This window comes from Streptomyces sp. 13-12-16 (assembly GCF_002114215.1).
Taxonomy (GTDB): Bacteria; Actinomycetota; Actinomycetes; order Streptomycetales; family Streptomycetaceae; genus Streptomyces.
In genome coordinates, this window is record NZ_NCTE01000533.1 from 17,192 (window position 1) to 32,901 (window position 15,710).

Annotated in this window: 13 protein-coding genes and 2 pseudogenes; 6 read left to right on the forward strand and 9 right to left on the reverse strand. The window is 69.6% G+C overall.

What is annotated here, in order from left to right; genetic code table 11:
- Window positions 1-194: pseudogene (locus B7767_RS44785) on the reverse strand (MFS transporter); the annotation flags it as partial.
- A 237-nt stretch (window positions 195-431) separates the two neighbouring features.
- Here B7767_RS44785 and B7767_RS21605 point away from each other — a divergent pair.
- Entirely contained in the window at window positions 432-599 is a 168-nt protein-coding gene (locus B7767_RS21605) for a hypothetical protein (protein ID WP_371100115.1), read from the forward strand.
- A 3-nt stretch (window positions 600-602) separates the two neighbouring features.
- On the opposite strand, the gene B7767_RS48200 is transcribed toward B7767_RS21605, so the two are convergent.
- Window positions 603-737, reverse strand: coding sequence for a hypothetical protein (locus tag B7767_RS48200; protein WP_256923524.1), 135 nt, complete (start codon window positions 735-737; stop codon window positions 603-605).
- Window positions 738-1,172: 435 nt separating this feature from the next.
- Between B7767_RS48200 and B7767_RS45820 the strand changes: the two genes are divergently transcribed.
- Entirely contained in the window at window positions 1,173-1,628 is a 456-nt protein-coding gene (locus B7767_RS45820; RefSeq protein WP_143652576.1) for a hypothetical protein, read from the forward strand.
- A gap of 495 nt (window positions 1,629-2,123) precedes the next feature.
- Here B7767_RS45820 and B7767_RS21615 read toward each other — a convergent pair whose 3' ends face one another.
- From B7767_RS21615 to B7767_RS21625, 3 genes are all read right to left on the reverse strand, one after another.
- Window positions 2,124-4,031 carry a TerD family protein gene (locus B7767_RS21615; protein ID WP_085573657.1) on the reverse strand — a complete coding sequence of 636 codons (1,908 nt, stop codon included), beginning with the start codon at window positions 4,029-4,031 and terminating at the stop codon, window positions 2,124-2,126.
- A 468-nt stretch (window positions 4,032-4,499) separates the two neighbouring features.
- A complete protein-coding gene (locus B7767_RS21620; protein WP_085573658.1) occupies window positions 4,500-4,919 on the reverse strand; it encodes an SRPBCC family protein in 420 nt (139 codons plus the stop codon).
- 41 nt (window positions 4,920-4,960) lie between these two features.
- The gene (locus tag B7767_RS21625; RefSeq protein WP_085573659.1) at window positions 4,961-5,971 is read right to left on the reverse strand and encodes an aldo/keto reductase; all 1,011 of its coding nucleotides are present in this window, start codon (window positions 5,969-5,971) and stop codon (window positions 4,961-4,963) included.
- Between the two features lie 896 nt (window positions 5,972-6,867).
- Here B7767_RS21625 and B7767_RS21635 point away from each other — a divergent pair.
- The gene (locus B7767_RS21635; RefSeq protein ID WP_085573661.1) at window positions 6,868-7,545 is read left to right on the forward strand and encodes a hypothetical protein; all 678 of its coding nucleotides are present in this window, start codon (window positions 6,868-6,870) and stop codon (window positions 7,543-7,545) included.
- 226 nt (window positions 7,546-7,771) lie between these two features.
- On the opposite strand, the gene B7767_RS21640 is transcribed toward B7767_RS21635, so the two are convergent.
- Window positions 7,772-7,957: a hypothetical protein gene (locus B7767_RS21640; RefSeq protein ID WP_085573671.1), complete on the reverse strand. Its 186-nt coding sequence runs from the start codon at window positions 7,955-7,957 to the stop codon at window positions 7,772-7,774.
- Window positions 7,958-8,537: 580 nt separating this feature from the next.
- Here B7767_RS21640 and B7767_RS21645 point away from each other — a divergent pair.
- The gene (locus B7767_RS21645) at window positions 8,538-10,052 is read left to right on the forward strand and encodes a carboxylesterase/lipase family protein (protein ID WP_179167229.1); all 1,515 of its coding nucleotides are present in this window, start codon (window positions 8,538-8,540) and stop codon (window positions 10,050-10,052) included.
- 182 nt (window positions 10,053-10,234) lie between these two features.
- On the opposite strand, the gene B7767_RS21650 is transcribed toward B7767_RS21645, so the two are convergent.
- Window positions 10,235-11,959, reverse strand: coding sequence for a TlrC/CarA/OleB/SrmB family ABC-F type ribosomal protection protein (locus B7767_RS21650; protein WP_085573663.1), 1,725 nt, complete (start codon window positions 11,957-11,959; stop codon window positions 10,235-10,237).
- Window positions 11,960-12,225: 266 nt separating this feature from the next.
- On the opposite strand from B7767_RS21650, the pseudogene B7767_RS49375 reads away from it, so the two are divergent.
- A pseudogene (locus B7767_RS49375) lies at window positions 12,226-12,489 on the forward strand (IS5/IS1182 family transposase); the annotation flags it as partial.
- Window positions 12,490-12,556: 67 nt separating this feature from the next.
- Here the strand turns inward: B7767_RS49375 and B7767_RS21660 are convergent.
- Complete coding sequence (locus B7767_RS21660) at window positions 12,557-13,462, reverse strand: aminoglycoside phosphotransferase family protein (RefSeq protein WP_107486246.1); 906 nt, start codon at window positions 13,460-13,462, stop codon at window positions 12,557-12,559.
- A gap of 393 nt (window positions 13,463-13,855) precedes the next feature.
- Between B7767_RS21660 and B7767_RS21665 the strand changes: the two genes are divergently transcribed.
- The gene (locus tag B7767_RS21665) at window positions 13,856-14,581 is read left to right on the forward strand and encodes a hypothetical protein (RefSeq protein ID WP_218775811.1); all 726 of its coding nucleotides are present in this window, start codon (window positions 13,856-13,858) and stop codon (window positions 14,579-14,581) included.
- 317 nt (window positions 14,582-14,898) lie between these two features.
- Here B7767_RS21665 and B7767_RS49110 read toward each other — a convergent pair whose 3' ends face one another.
- Window positions 14,899-15,669, reverse strand: a complete 771-nt coding sequence (locus B7767_RS49110) for a calcium-binding protein (protein WP_085573665.1) — start codon at window positions 15,667-15,669, stop codon at window positions 14,899-14,901.
- Window positions 15,670-15,710 lie beyond the last annotated feature (41 nt).

Below are 15,710 nucleotides of genomic sequence, written 5' to 3' on the forward strand. Positions count from 1 at the left end.
AGACCCGCCATCCCGTCGGAGACGGTGAAGCTTGCCCCAATCCTGGTGAGCAGACCGATCGGCAGGATCTCGGTCGTGACGATCGAGAAGATTCCCAGCATCACCGAGACCACGGCCAACCATCCGACAAGAGGGGATCGATTCGGTAGGCCGGTTCCACCGAGGCGCGTGTCGGCGGTGGTTGTCGAGGCCATGAAGTCCGTCCTGTGAAGGGTCCGTCGTTACCCGTTCAGTGCAACAGTCTTCCGGCACCGAGGCTGGCAGGCTTGCGACATCAACCTCGCCCCGCAAGGGTGATGTCGCAAACACACCGGGCTCCTTCTCTCCCCCTCGTCACCGGTCACGGGCGTCAGGCAGGCGTTTCCCGAGCAGTGGTTCCGCTTTGCTGGGCGAGTCCGACGCGGCGCCTTCCGGAGACCACGCAGCTGAGCGTGGAGCAGATCGCCGCTCAGACCGGCATGGGGACCGCCGCCACGCCGCGCCGGCACTTCGGTCGCACGGCAGGCGTGCCGCCCGACACCCATCGGCGCTGGTTCCGGTCGCGAGGTGTGGGCAAGAACCCCGGGCTTTCCGCCGCACCGGCCGTACCGGCACTGTGACGCCTACGAGTCGCATCCCAGGTCCGGTGCGACGGTCTGCGCGTTTTCCACCGGTTCGCCGTGGCGATCCGCTGCAACCGTAGCCTTCGCCGCATCCCGCTCTCCGAGCACTTCGAAAGGAGCATCCTTGAACACCACGGACCCCTCCCCCATCACCGCCTTGCCGGAGGCTTTCCACCACCGGCTGGGGCCGGATCGCTTCGTGAGCACTCACGCCACCGCCGGCCCCTGGAGCCCCAAGTGGCAACACGGCGGCCCACCCTCCGCCTTGCTGGGGCGGGCGATGGAACAACACGCAGCACGTGACGGCTTCAGGTCGATCTGGCGCGTCTTGCCGCATGGGCCGCCCCGCTTGCAGAACAGGAGCCAAAGCATCAGATTGTGGCCAGTGGCGCGCGGCAGAGGTTGGTCAACACGCACAGCGCCGCGCGGATAGTGCGGACCGATACCTTCCGCACTACCTGATCCAGGAGTGCGCCGGGCGCACTTCCATGCGCTCCCATCTCCAGGCGTCGAGCACCTCACCAATGGGAAGGTGAGCAACCAGCAGAGGAAGCTCTCACGGGAGAATCGTTGGCAGCGCTCATATTTGGCCTGATTGCCTCACTGGCTGCAGTGCTCTCCATACTCTTCGCCGCGCGACAAACCAGAGAGCTTGCCAGGCAGACCAAGATAAACAACGGAATATCTGCCGCGTCTGCAGTTCACAACAGCCTGGACAGGCTTCACAGCATCGACAGCATGCTGTTCGAAAACCCGCAGTACATACCCTACTTCTACTCGGGGAGTCCGCTGCCTCAAGCAGGAGCGGAGAGACTTCAGGTTCTCATACTGGCGGAAATGTTAGCGGACTCGCTGGATTACGGCCTTCTCATCAAGTCGCTAGCGCCTGAAACCGACAACTATGACTGTTGGGATGAGTACGTCGAGGGCATGCTGGAAAACGCTCCCGCGATTCGGTTTGTTGTGAGTCGGCACCCCACCTGGTGGCCTTCGCTTACTGAGCACTTCCCCGATATCACTCCCTGACGTCACAGGAATGCCTACGGCCCTTCCTGATCGACGAGAGAGCATCCAAAGCATTCGGAGGGCGTTCTCCAAGGAGGAAGGGAGCGGGTGGATGGATATCACTCGAAGCTCCGAGCTTGGGAAGCTTGTGCTTTCCGTAGCCGGTTTGAGGGTCGAACTGTGACGGAGTAGCGCTTCGGCCTGGTCGGCTGCCGACTTGGTGGCCGGTGTCCCCCGTGGTTTCCCGCACTTCCTGGCACGACCTCCTCGAACCACGGGCAGGACGGTAGCTGAGGTTTATCGTTCTGGGCACGCGGTCGGCTGGTGCCGCTGTATTTCTCCGCTGTGCCGCACGATGCCCGGTGAGGGAGGACCGGTGAATCGCGGGACTCGCACAGCCTCCAGCCCCATGGCCTCCTCTTCCTGCCTTCCGGTCACTCCGCCCGGTCCTTCGCCCGCACCTCGCCGTCGGGTCCGGTCCAGAGGACGCAAGGACCTCCGCATCGGTGCCGTCGTTCAGTCGGCCACGTCGACCCCGTATCCGCGTGCGAGGGCGTCGAGGCCATGGTCGTAGCCCTGACCGACGGCACGTAGACGCCAGAGCGGGCCCCTGCGGTAGATCTCCACGAGCAGCATCGTGCGTTCGGTGGTGGCGGCGTCCAGGGTGGCCCGGGCGAGGGGTGCCCCGCTGCTGCCGGGGGCCGCACCGATCTGGATCGCGCCGACGGTCCCGAACGTGGCGGCGCCGTCGACGGCCGCAGCGACGACGATCTTCCGCGTCGCGGGTGGCAGGGACGCCAGGTCGAGGGCGATGGTCTGTTCGGCAGGACCACCGGTCAGCAGACGCACCGTCCCGGCGGGACTCTCCGGGGTTCCGTAGAAGATGAAGTCTTCGTCGGATGCGACCTGTTCTTCCTCGTCGAGGAGGAAGGCGACCACGTCGATCTCGCAGTCGGACTGTGGGGCCCAGCCGGCGGTGACGTACCACTCCGGCGCGGGTCCGCCGTGCGGCATGGGCAGGTCGATGACGCCGCCCCTCGGCATCACGTGCGGCTCCTGAAGCCGGAGAGCCACCGCACTCCGGTCCGTTGTGGTCGGAGAGGCGAGCCAGTGCAGGTCGTGCACGGGGAGTTCGAGGGCGTTGATGCGCTTCATACGTCGGTCGCCTTCTCCTCCCGCCAGGAGCACGACGTCGGTGACGCTGGCGGACAGGTTGATCGCCGCGGATCCGCCCAGCTCGACGACACGGGTACGGGCTGCCGCCGCATCGGCGTGGACGCCACCGAGCACCAGTACCCGACGTCCCGCCAGGAGCTTGTCCGAGGTGCCGGCGGAGGACTCCGATGGCCCCGGCGCGGGGGCTGACACGCGGGGAGAGGTCGCGGGGAGGGCCGCTGTTTCCGGGGTGGGTACCGCAGAGGCCGTGGTGGGCACCGGTTCCACGGGCTCGACCTGTTCTGCTTCCGGCCCGGTCGCCGGGGCGCCCCCGGCGGCCGTCGCCTCATGGGGTGCCCCCGGCCGTACGTCGGCCAGCAGTCGCAGGAAGGTCTGCTCGTCGACGACCGGCACACCGTCGGCGACTGCGCGCCGGGCCTTCGCCGAACCGGCTGCCGGTTCATTGGTGACCAGCACACTGGTGTGCCGACTGACGGAGGTCATCATGTTCAGCCCGGCGGCAACCGCCCTCCCGACCAGCTCCGCCCGGGCGTGGGCGGTCTCACCGGTGATCGCGACCTTCATTCCCTGTCGGAGCGGCCCGCCGGGAGTCGGACGTCCCGGATTGCGGTAGGCACAGGGAGTCTTCGGCGGCTTCGGCGTGAATCGGGATTCCGCCCGTGGTGGGCACGTCACCAGCGGCAAGGGCAGATCGAGCCGAGCTGCCTCGCGCAGTGACGCCCGCAGAACCCCGGCGAGTACCCGGGTGTCGTCCAGGGCGTCGTGAGCGCGCTGCCGGGAGACGCCGTAGTGGGCGGCGAGGGTGCCGAGCTTCATGTCGTCCGTGGGCGGATCCACCTGACGGTTCAGGGCCAGGGTGCACAGCCGCTGCGAGACCGGCAGCCGCATCCGCGCACGGGCGAACTCGTGGGCCAGGAAGTCGTAGTCGAACTGGGCGTTATGGGCCACCAGGACCCGGTTCTGGAGCATCGCTCCGATCCGTCCGGCCACTTGGTCGAAGGTCGGTGCGCCCCGCAGACGCTCGGCGGTGAGCCCGTGCACCTCCACCGGCCCGGGATCGCACCCCGGATCGAGCAGTGTCGAGAACTCCCCCGTCTGCTCACCGTCCGGACCGATCGTGATGACCGCAACGGACAGCACCCGGTCCCGCCTGGCCATGAGTCCCGAGGTCTCCACGTCGATCAGGGCCCAGTCGTAGGCGTAATCGCCTATGGCGGGCGCGTCCGGGGAGGGAGAGACGAGACTCATGACGCCAAGGATGATCCGATATGCGGCTCTCCTTCAACCTGCATGGTGATTTTCCCTCGCCGAGGATCGTGACGGGCGGTCGTGTCACCCCGGCTGACCGTCACCCTGCACCGGGCTCAGGCCGAACTGCAGGACTGGGAACGACGCGACGACATCCACGAGGCCTTCCTCGACTTCGCCGTCTGTCCGAGTCACCCACCGGCACGTCCAGAGGCTTCGTGAGCGCCCGTCAGCCTGTGGAATTCCTCTCCTGTTGCGGCAAGACCGGCAGCAGGGCCTGTTCCGGCCGCTCTGTGGAGGCTTGCCCGAGTCAGGAGTGCAGGCGTGGGAGCCAGCCGCCGAACTCGCTTCGACTGCCCATGGTCCGGCTCACGAGCGGCTCCGCGCCCCGGGCGCACCGTGGCCCGGGTACGCGGGGTGCGTACTCGGGCCGTGCGGTCCGGGGTCCCGGGCGGGCCGGTGCCGGTGTCAGGCGGCGAGGGTCTCGTGGAGGGCGTCGAGGCCGTCGCGGTAGATGCCGGTGAACAGGTCGACGACCTCGTCGTCGGTGGCACCTTCGGGGTTGAAGCGGCCGGACCACTGGACCTCGGCGGTGTTCTCCTGCCCGGGGACGGTGTGGACGCGGATGGTGGAGACGTAGCCGTTGACGGGGAAGGGGGCCTGGAGGATGGCGTAGCTGTAGTGGCGTTCGGTCTCGTTGAAGTCGACGAGGCGCTCGATGATGACCTCGCCCTCGGGGTTGGTCAGTCGGCGGACCCGGCCGCCTTCGAGTGCGGTGCTCTCGGGGATGTAGGGGAGCCAGTCGGGCAGGGCGTCGAAGCCGCCGATGAGGCTCCAGACCTTGTCGGGCGAGGCGGGGACGATGCGGCTGACGGACGTCGAGGCCATGGTGTTTCTCCGGACGGTGGTGCTGGTGGGGATGGTGGGGGTCAGGCGCCGTTGGGCAGCGGGGCGGCCGGGCTGACCAGGCCCGCGGCGCGCAGGTCGGTCCAGAAGGCGGCCGGGACCGTCTCGTTCAGGGCGGCGGTGTCCTCGGCGATCCGGCTGGGTCGGGTGGCGCCGGGGATGACGGCGGCGGCCGCCGGGTGGGCCAGGGAGAACTGGAGGGCGGCGGCCTTGATGCTGATGCCGTGCTTGTCGGTGAGGGTCTTGAGACGGTCGACGCGCTCGATGATCTCCGGCGGGGCCTGCTGGTACTCGAAGTGGGCGCCGCCGGCGAGGATGCCGGAGCTGTAGGGGCCACCGACGACCATGTCGACGTTCTGCTCCTGGGCCATCGGCAGCAGCCGCTGCAGGGCGTGGGCATGGTCGAGGAGGGTGTAGCGGCCGGCGAGGAGGAACCCGTCGGGCCTGGGCTCGTCGAGGGCGAGGGTCATCTCGATGGGCTCGGTCTTGTTGACGCCCAGTCCCCAGGCCCTGATGACGCCTTCGTCGCGCAGGCGGGACAGGACGCGGAAGGCTCCGGTGCGGGCCTCTTCGAACTTCTGGACCCAGGCGTCGCCGTGGAAGTCCTGCGCGATGTCGTGGACCCAGACGATGTCGAAGCGGTCGACGCCCATACGGCGGAGGCTGCCCTCGATGGAGCGCTCGGTGGCGTCGGCGGTCCACTCGTGGAGGACCTTGTTGGGGTTGCCGTGCTCGAACAGGCCGCCCTTCTCGCCGAAGTCGGGGACGTCGGTCTCCGGTTCGTCGAGGACGACCCGGCCGACCTTGGTGGACAGCACGTAGGAGTCGCGGGGCTTGGTCGAGAGCACCTGGCCCAGGCGCTCCTCGGCGAGGCCGGCGCCGTAGAAGGGGGCGGTGTCGTAGTAGCGGATGCCCTGGTCCCAGGCGGCCTCGACAGTGGCGCGGGCGTCCTCGTCGGGGATCGCGCGGAACATGTTGCCCAGCGGGGCGGTGCCGAAGCCGAGACGGCCGGGGAGGATTTCCTTCAGGGACATGAACGATGCCTTTTCGATCGAAGCCTCGGTGTGAGGCTGAGGGAGCGGGGGTACCTCCTGGTGCGGCGGCTCATCCGACGGAGTCGGGCACGGGGTGAGAGGACACCCGTCCGGGGCGTACAGGCGATCCCACATTTGATTGCAGGAGCCCTTTACAAGCGAAGACAATAGTTGCATACGCGGGCTAATGCAAGCGGGTGTCGCCCGTCGCGCCGAAGAGGCCTGGACACCGCCCGGTGGATGCACCGCGGAAACCACCCTGCGGACGCGGCGGGTGCGAGCCGTACGGCGCGGCGGCCGGACGCCCGTCAGGGGTTGGTCGTGGGAACGAGGCCACCGTCGGCGCCGAGTGCCCGGCTCATGATCGTCGAAGCCTGCTCCGACGCCACGCAAGTGATCATGCCGACCGCCTCATGGGGGCGGATCAGGCGTTTGAACAGGGACGCTGCCGCACGGTCCTCCGCCAGACGGCGCCGCTCCTGCTCGACCGGGGCGAGCTCCGGGGCAGAGCTCGCCGAACATGGCCGGCACACCGTCACTCGTCGTCGGCCCGGGCAGCACGCAGTACACGGCGGCCCCTGCGCCTGTGGGCTCCTGGGCCATCCCGCGCGGTACCGCCGGCCGCGCCATCTCGATCACCCCGTAGTGGGCCGTGTCCGCTGATGTCCGGAGACCCGCCTCGCTGCTCACGGAGATCCCCCGGCCCCATCCGCGGCGCGCAATGGCGTGCCGGGCGCACCCCGGAGAGGACGTTGATCTCGAGGAACCGCAGTCGGCCTCCGCCGGGGATCTCGAACGTCGGCCGTGACGCCGTGTCGGCGGTGCGGGTGGTGCACTCGCTCGGACCGGCCAGGTGTGCGCCTCGCCGCCCGGACGTCCCCTTCGCCGTCCCGGCGATGAGCGCCTGGAGCCGCGGTGAGGCCGGGCTGTGGGCCGCCGCCATGTCGTACGCCCTTGTCCGGCGCTACGGGCATTGGACGGCGGGCCGGCGCTGGGCCCACGAGGAAGGGGACTCCGACGGTGGGCCGGTGGGGAACCGGTGCTGCCCGCGAGGCTCGATCACCACTCCGGAGAAAACGCTCGCCCGTGTCGTCGCCGCCCTGTGCGAGTGGCGCGGACGGTTGGAGAGCCTCGCCGGGTGGTTCGAGGCGTACCCGCTGGAGCCGGCCGACGTCGGGGGCCGGCGGATCCCGTGGGTACGCGCTGCTCGACATCTGATCCCGCAGGTGACCGACCGTACTGGCTGCGGCAGCGGCCGGCACGGGCACCGCTGCCAGGCGCTCACGCGGTTCCTCAGCCGCCGGGGAATCGCACCCGATACCGCGCAGGGTCTGAACGACCAGTCGATCGGCGGACGGTTCCTGAGCTGGAACGATCCGGACAGGGCGCTGGTCGAGGGCATCGCGGAGCGGCTCGCGCTGTCGTTGCGGCCGGACGCCGGCACACGCTCCGCCGAGCCCACGCCCGACCACCCGGAGCGCTGGCTCGCGGTGCGTGAGGCCGTGCCATGGCAGGAAGCCCCGGACAACCGAGACCCGGCGCGCTGCTGCCTCCCCGGCCTCGCACCGGACTGAGCAGTCCAGTTGGAGAGCGCCCCCCTCAGGCGCTCAGTCACACCGGTGCGCTCGGCCGGAGGCGATCAGGAGGGGCAGGGGCCTGCCTCGGCCGTCGCAGACGAGGCGGATCCCGGGGATCGGACTTCCCCGTGATCGGCCGAGGGCATGAGGGGCGGCACCACCCAGACCATGACGAACATCCCACCAGGGTCACGGAACGGCCGGTTCCCTGGGAGCTGATCCCTTACAGGGCGGAGGGAGGGGTCTTCGGGTCGAAGACGTTCTGCGGCGCGCTCGGCCGGGCAGTGGACGCCTGGCGCAGTACCTGGGCGAGGTCGCGGTGTATCCGGTCGGCTTCCCCGCGGACCTGGACGGGGACGTCGCCGCGTTCGGCCACGAGGCGGTCGTAGACGGGGGTCTGCTGGAACACGGTGGTGCGGTTTCCCTTCGGCGGGCGGTTCACGGACTGGCGCAGCATACGGGCCCGGGTCACGCTCCGCTGAAGGCGGGTGTTCAGGCCAGGACGGCGAGGACGGTGGGCTCGGCCCTCGAGCCGCCGTCGAAGAGCGCGGCGATCAGGCGGACACGGTCGCCGGGGAGCCGGCCGGTGCGGGCTTCGGCGCGCCGGGCGCCGATCTTGACGGTGTCGCCGTCGAGGCGGATGGCCTCGCGGGCGGGCAGCCTGAGGTCCGGGCCGTCTACGGTATGGTGCGGCAGCGCCGGCCGGCTCAGGAGAGGAGCTGGGCGAGTGCTCCGGTGACGGCGGCGGCGAGAGTGAGGACGGCGGCGAAGGTGTGGCGGCGCGCATGAGGGCGGCGGGGTACGTGGCGCCGCCGAGGCGTGCGAGTGTGCCCGCGGCCGCGGCGGCCGGGAGCGCGAACACGACGACCAGGGCGGCAGCAAGCAGGACGGTGCCGATGTGGTTCACGGCTGTCTCCCCGTAGGAGGCCCGGATGCTGAGCCAGACTGAAGGCCCCGGACCTGTTGACAGGGAGCGAGAGACCGTCCCCGTGGAGCTTTTCGAGACGAAGAACGGTTCGGTCCGAGGGTTTCGGGCTTCCGCCGACGTCGTCGCCGTCCTCGGTATCCCCTATGCCGCCCCGCCGTTCGGCGCCAACCGGTTCCGGGAGCCTCTTCCGGCGCCGGCGTGGACCGGAGTGCGGGAGTGCGGGGACTTCGGTCCGATCGCGCCGCAGTCGGCGCGGCTGCCCGGGGCACCCGTGTGGTCTCCCGGCGACGAGGACATCCTCACGGTCAACCTGTGGACGCCGGCCCCGGACGGTGGCCCCCTGCCGGTCCTCGTCTGGATCCATGGCGGTGCCTACACCTTCGGCTCCTCGGCTCAGCCCGACTTCGACGGCACCGTGCTGGCCCGCGCCGGACTGGTCGTGGTCACTCTCAACTACCGCATCGGTTTCGAGGGCTTCGGCCATGTCCCAGCGGACGGAGGCATCGCCTACCCGGACAACCGGGGCCTGCTCGACCAGGTGGCCGCCCTGCGCTGGGTGCGCGAGAACATCGCCGCCTTCGGCGGCGATCCCGACAACGTCACCGTCGCCGGCCAGTCCTCCGGGGCGGCCTCGGTCGCCTGCCTCATGGTGATGGACCGCGCCCGTGGCCTGTTCCGCCGCGCCATCGCACACAGCCCCGCCAGCCCCTGTTACACGCGCGGCATCGCGGCGGCGACCACGCGCGAGGTCGCCGCCGCGGCGGGCTGCCCCGCGACGTCCGAGGGCTTGGCCTCCACGACTCCGCAGGCCTTGGTCGCCGCCGCCGACCAGGTGGTCGACAGCTACCGGCGTGACCCCGCCTCCGGATCCCGCTACTACGACCCCTCGCTGTACGCCCCCGTCCTCGACGGTGACGTCCTGCCCACCGACCCCCTCACGGGTATGGCAACCGGCGCGACCCGGGACGTGGACCTGCTGGTCTGCCACACCACGGAGGAGTACTGGCTGCTCGACGCCGTCGGCAGCAGCGCGAAGGTCACCACCGACGGGCAGCTCGCCCGCTTCGCCGAGGACTTCGGCCTCCCCGACGGCCTGGTGGCCGGCTACCGCGCCGTAATGCCCCAGGCCCCGGTACTCGACGTCTACCTCGCCGTCTACGGCGATCTGCTGTTCGTCGAGTACGGCAACCGTCTCGCCGAACTCCACGCCCGGGCCGGCGGCCGGGCGTTCCTCTCCCGCTTCGACCGGCGACGCACCGGCCCGCACGGAGCCGTGCGCGCATGGCACTGCGCGGACATTCCTTTCGCCTTCGGTAACCTCCACGACGAGCGCCTGGCATTCCTCATCGGCGGAACACCCACCGCCGCGGACCAGGAACTGGCACGCCGCATGGTGCGCGCCTGGGCCGACTTCGCCACCGCCGGGAGCCCGGGTTGGCCCCCCGTCCGCGACTCCACCACCCGGGCCAAGGTGTGGACAGCCGACAACCACGCCGGCACCGGCACCGACGACACGCCCGCCGCCGCTCTCCGAGCCCTGTGGACCAAGGCCGACTTTCCCGTTCTGCGCCCATGAACTGGTGCACCGTACGCGCGCCGGGTGACCGGCCACCAGGAGCTTTGCAGTGCGGTGCCCGAACTCGGCCAGACGGAGGAGGGTGGCTGATCCCCCCTCCTGGCACTGGTGGTCGTCGTCGGATCGGCGCCGTTGTGACTGGCTGACCGCTTTGAGCGTGCCAGATGTCCGGAGGACAACGATCAGTTCGATGCCGGTCGGCCGGAGTCGACTGCCGCTCCCCGGCCGGAGGCAGCCGGCAGAGGCACGACCGGTCGTCGTCCGACCCTGATTCCCGCTGTCCCCGGCAGTTCCAGATGCCGGCCCTGGAACCGCGTCCGCAGCGCGCGGTCGTGCGTGACCAGCACGATCGCTCCCGAGTATCCGGTCAACGCTTCCTCCAGTTCCTCGACCAGCGCCGGCGACAAGTGGTTCGTCGGTTCGTCCAGCAGCAGGAGGTCGGCGGGCTCCGAGACCAGTCGGGCCAGATCCACACGGCGGCGCTGGCCGTACGACAACTCGTCCATGCGCGACCGCAGTTCCGCGGGGTGGAAGAGGCCGAGGGCGAGCAGGGCATCAGCGTGCTCGTCGGCAGATCCCACGCGCCCCAGTCCGAACGCCTCGGCCACCGTCAGGTCCGGCGGCCACGGCGTCTCGTCCTGTCGCAGATGGCCCACCCGGCCGGGCACCCGCACCGAGCCCTCGTCCGGCCGCAGTTCACCGGCGAGCAGCTTCAACAGTGTCGTCTTGCCGGCTCCGTTGGGGCCGGTGACGAGAAGCCTGCCGCTGCGGTCCAGAGTGAGGGAGCTCAGGCTCAGACGGTCTCCCACCCGTACGTCCGACAGCTGAGCGGCGGGGAGCTCCGCGGAGGCGGTTTCGGTGCCTCCTTCCGCGACGGCCGGTGCCGTCGCCATGCGTGCCGTGAAGGCCAGCGGATCCGGCGGCGGTGCCACCGGGTTCGCGGTCAGCCGCTCGATGCGCTCTCGGGCATTGCGGATGCGGGCCATCGCGCCGTGCGCCCGGCCGCGGGCCCGGAAGCCGCCGTGGCCGAAGTTGGCCAGCGGCGCCTTGCGGGGGATGGTGTCGAGGAGGGCGGCGTGGCCGACGGCCAGCCGTTCGTTGCGAATCAGTTCGGACCGCCACCGCTCGTATTCCTGAAGCCGGCGGCGGCGCTCCGCCGCCTTCGCCGTACGGTAGCCGGTGTAGCCGTCACCGTAGCGGGTGACCTTTCCCGCCTCGGCCTCCAGGACCGTGGTGGTCAGGCGCCCCAGGAAAACGCGGTCGTGAGTGACCGCGAGCACCGTGCCTCGGTACGTCCGCAGCTGCGCCTCCAGCCACTCCACAGCCTGATCGTCCAGGTCGTTGGTCGGCTCGTCCAGAAGCAGCAGCTCCGGGCGGCCGGCGAGGACGCCGGCCAGGGCCAGACGGGAGCGCTCGCCGCCGGAGAGGGTGCCGAGTCGGCGCTCACGGCGGAGAGCCGGCAGGCCGAGGTGGTACAGCGCGATGTCCACCCGGTGGTCGGCGTCGTAACCGTCCCGGGCCTCGTAGCGTCCGAGGAGTACGCCGTACGCGGCGAGTGCCACCGGGTCCTCGCCGTCACCGAGCGCCTGCTCGGCCCGGCGCAGCTCCGCCTCCAGGGCACGCAGGTCTGCAAGGGCCAGGTCGACGGCGTCCTGGACGGTGGCGGTCGGGGGCAGGGCGATGGTCTGCGGCAGATAGCCGACGCCGTCGGCGGTCACGGTCACCTCGCCGCTGTCCGGGCGCTCCTGACCTGCGATGAGTTTGAGGAGCGTGGACTTGCCCGCGCCGTTGTCACCGATCAGCCCGGCCTTCTCCCCGCGATTCAGTGTGAAGGAGACCTGGTCCAGAACGGTGCGGCCGGGGTAGCGCTTGGTGACATGACTGAGCGCGAGTTGTGAGGTGCGCAAGATCAGTTCCCTCCTGGCCACGCGGGCTTCGGCCCGGGCCGGATCGGGGTGGACGGCTGCACGACGAGCGCGGCGACGGCGGAGCACTGCTCTACGCGGTCGGCGCCGGTGATCTCACAGGGAACCCATGAACAGGACGGTACGCCACAACGAGCGAAGTCGCAAGACGATACGTCTCGCCTTGTTGGGTGCATTGGCGTGGGCTGTTTGGCATCGGACGACCAGTGACAACCGCCGGGGCGCACTGACCGTCGACGGACTCCAGGACCTGGCAGACCCTCGTGCCGGCAAACCGCGCCCACCAGGGTGCCGGCGCGACCGTGCGCTCCTCGTACGGGAACCACCGCGAACAACCCGCGCACCACCAGCGGTTCAAACACGATCACGCCCGGCTGAGGGCACCGGGCGAACGCGCCTTCGCGCAGTCGAAGTCCTGGCGACTGCTCCGGCGGGCCAGATGCTCCACCCGCCGCATCGGCACCATCGTCCAGGCCGTCCACACGCTGATGACCTGCAGCCGTTCAAGATGAAAGAGGCTCAGTGATCGCACACGGTCCCATCAGGATCTCCTCATCCGCGGCCAGGAGCTGTTTCAGGTCACGCGAACGACTCGTCCGCCAGGATGCGTTCCAAGGACCGCTGGCCGGTCCGACTCATGACCGGGTTGCTTTTGACGTAGTACCAGACCAATCCCATCGCTTGAACGAAAGCCCACGCCTTGCCACGTTCCCATTCGAGGTCGTCGCTGCCCAGGCGATCACGGAGTATCTGCCGCGGCCCGGCCTCGAGCAAATGCCACGCACTCACAAGATCCAGCGAAGGGTCAGCCGGTCCGAAGCCGCCCACATCGAGAACCCCCGCAATCCGACCAGCGGACACGAGCACGTTGCCAGGAATCAAATCGCAATGGGCCATGACGTCCTCAGCCGCACCTCGCGGCAGAGCACGCAAAGTTGCCCAGATACGGCGCAGTCGAGGGACGTCCAGGAGTTGCTCACTGTGTCTGAAACAGGTCTCCATCCACGCGTCGTGGGACCGCAGGTCACCTCCTCGACCTGTGCCGGCGAACGTCCGGCCGTGCGTGTCGATCGCGCGCAGGTCGTCGATGAGGTCGGCCAAGTCATGAGCGAACGCGGAGGATTCGCCTGGATCCTCGTCGGTGGCCACGACGCCGGAAAGCCACGTCTGCACCGACCACGGAAGCGGGTAACCTGCCCCGGGTTCACCAAGCGCGACCGGCTCGGGCGTGGGGAAACGCGTGCGACCTGCCAGCTCGCGAGCCGCTTCCGCTTCGGACCCCAGCCGGCGCAGCGTCGACTCGACGTCTGCGGGCTCAAGAGGAAATCGGGCTGCGAACCGATCGCCGATACGGAAGACGGCGTTGACCGTACCCTGTGTCGCGATGCTCCTGACCGGCAAGCCCCGCCACTCAGGAAACTGCTGCTCCACCAACATGCGCACCGTCTCGGGCGACACCGTCAACTGGTTGGCGTGCATCTTCATGGTGGAAGCATCTGCTTCACCGTCTTCAACTGCAACCCGTTTCCGTCACGCAACGTTGCCTGCCGGAAGTCCGGCACATGGTGCGGCACCCTTGAACGCCACAGCGGGTCGTGCCATGGCGGCCGCCGGGGTCAGACGGACGGTCACGCAGCGGTACGGCCCATCAAGAACCTCTGCCGGATCTCATCCATCGGGACAACGGGAGATCCAGGGGTTTGTGACCTCCGGGAGGCCGTGAACGCGGTCTTCCACCAGAACCGGACGGGCTTGACCAGCGGATCCAGGAACTCCTGCGCTGCCAGGTGGGGAAGAAGGCCCGCCGATCAGGGCTTGTCCGACGGGTCAGGAACAGAGGCGCCCATCCGGGCTGCCATGGGGCGCTTCAATGCTCAGGTGGTGAACTGGATTCAGATGCACGACTGCTATGGGGAGGTCGATCACGTTCCCGCGCTTTTGGAGCGGGTGGAGCTCGGAGACGACGCCGAGGCGTGGGAGGAGCTCGGACACCGGCTGGTCCTCGAGTGCGAGCTCGTCTTCCCCGCCGGCTTTGCCGCCCTGCCGTACCTGGTGCATCTCGCCTCGAGGAGCTCACGGGCGCGTGGACTGGCCGGGACGATCCTGCGATGCGCGGCAGGACACCACGGCTGCGACGACCTGCTGGCAGACTGCGCCGACGCGATCGCGGAGTTCAGCGAGCTGCTGGACCGGCACCTGCAAACGCGGCCGGTCGACTACCTCGCGACCTTCCTCGATCTGCTCGCGGCAAAGGAGCAGTACCACTGGAGTGCCGTCCTGGGGGACTTCACGGACGACTTCTACCACCTGGCCTGCCCCCACTGCGCCGTGGAAGTGACGATCGCCATCGGGGACCACGGGCGCTATTCAGCGATCCGGGACTGGCACCTGGGCGACGTGGACCGTCGTGGTCTGCAGCCGGTGTCCTCCGGGGAGTTCTCCGGCATCGGCCGGTGGATGCACGAGACCGCCGTCCGCGACGGGCACGGGGCCCTCGCCGACGGGATCGCCCACCTCTTCGGCAAGGCCGAATGCCCACGCTGTGCCGGCGTGTTCAACATCGCGGACGAGTACACATCCGCCAACCGCCCGGTCCTGCGGTAGGCCGGGGGGATCGGAAGTCAGCGGGGAGGGCTCGGGAGCGGAGCCACAGGCGGATCGCGGTGACGGTCACCGTGCCGCGGAAGACGTACGCCCGTCTGTCGAATGGAGTGGCCACGACGCGGAAGCCCTTGAGGGCGTCGCTCGTTCGTTCGACCTCGTTTCCGCGGACACACCGGGCCCGGTCGAAGCCCGCGGGCCGACCGCCCTTGCTGCCGCGTTTTGTCGGTGGGCCCGCCGGCGGGTCGCCGACGGCGGTGGCTCGGCGCCCGCGACGCCGTTCGCGTCGCGGGCCAGGGCCTTCGGGCGTGGAGGCACACTCACGGGAGGACGATGTCGCGGCCGGGTCCGCCTTCGAGGGTGTCCCTTCCGGTGCCGCCGCAGACGAGGTCGTCGCCGCCTTCGCCGTCCAGTGTGTCGTTGCCGGGGCCGCCGAGGACGATGTCGCGGCCGTCCCCGCCCATGGCGTGGTCGTCGCCGGGGCCGGCGTGCACGGTGTCGTCGCCGCCGTAGCCCTCGATCATGTCGTCGCCCCGGCCGCCCCACATCTGCTGGTCGCCGCCGTCACCCATCAGGTGGTCCATGCCGTCGCCGCCGTACAGGGCTGCGGGTCCCATGACCATGTCGTTCCCCGCGTCGCCCAGCACCGTGCGCGCGGTGTGGGCGTGCAGTTCGTCGTCGCCGGGGCCGCCGCTGACGGTGCCGATCCCGGGAGTGAAGGCGGCGATCGCGTCGTCGCCGTCACCGAGGAAGACGTCGATCCTGTCGGGCCGGGGGCTGTCGGCGGGCAGTTCGCAGACGACGGAGGTGGTGTCCTCCGGTCTGGAGTACGCGCAGTGGTCGCCCGGTTCGAGCGGGACCACGTCGCTGAAGCCGATCCGCCGGATCCCGTCGCTGGTGTACATGGAGAATATGTTGAGGTTGTTGGTCTGCCCCGCAGCGGCGGTGAAGACGATCGACTGAGTTTCCCAGTCGGCTCCGACGCGGGCCTTCGCCTCGGCGGCGGTGGCGGCGGCTGCCGGGCCGACGGCGAGGCCGACGGTGAACAGGGTCACGGCGACCGCGCTGACGGTGGCTCGGTTTCGGTTCATGAGACCTCATCTCGATGGAGCGGCGGTGGGCCGGCCTGCTT

Bases quoted from the DNA above. Each gene is read 5' to 3' on its own strand.
- B7767_RS21615 (WP_085573657.1), bottom strand. From the start codon at position 4,031: ATGAGTCTCGTCTCTCCCTCCCCGGACGCGCCCGCCATAGGCGATTAC.
- B7767_RS21625 (WP_085573659.1), bottom strand. From the start codon at position 5,971: ATGTCCCTGAAGGAAATCCTCCCCGGCCGTCTCGGCTTCGGCACCGCC.
- B7767_RS21635 (WP_085573661.1), top strand. From the start codon at position 6,868: ATGAGCGCCTGGAGCCGCGGTGAGGCCGGGCTGTGGGCCGCCGCCATG.
- B7767_RS21620 (WP_085573658.1), bottom strand. From the start codon at position 4,919: ATGGCCTCGACGTCCGTCAGCCGCATCGTCCCCGCCTCGCCCGACAAG.
- B7767_RS49110 (WP_085573665.1), bottom strand. From the start codon at position 15,669: ATGAACCGAAACCGAGCCACCGTCAGCGCGGTCGCCGTGACCCTGTTC.
- B7767_RS21660 (WP_107486246.1), bottom strand. From the start codon at position 13,462: ATGAAGATGCACGCCAACCAGTTGACGGTGTCGCCCGAGACGGTGCGC.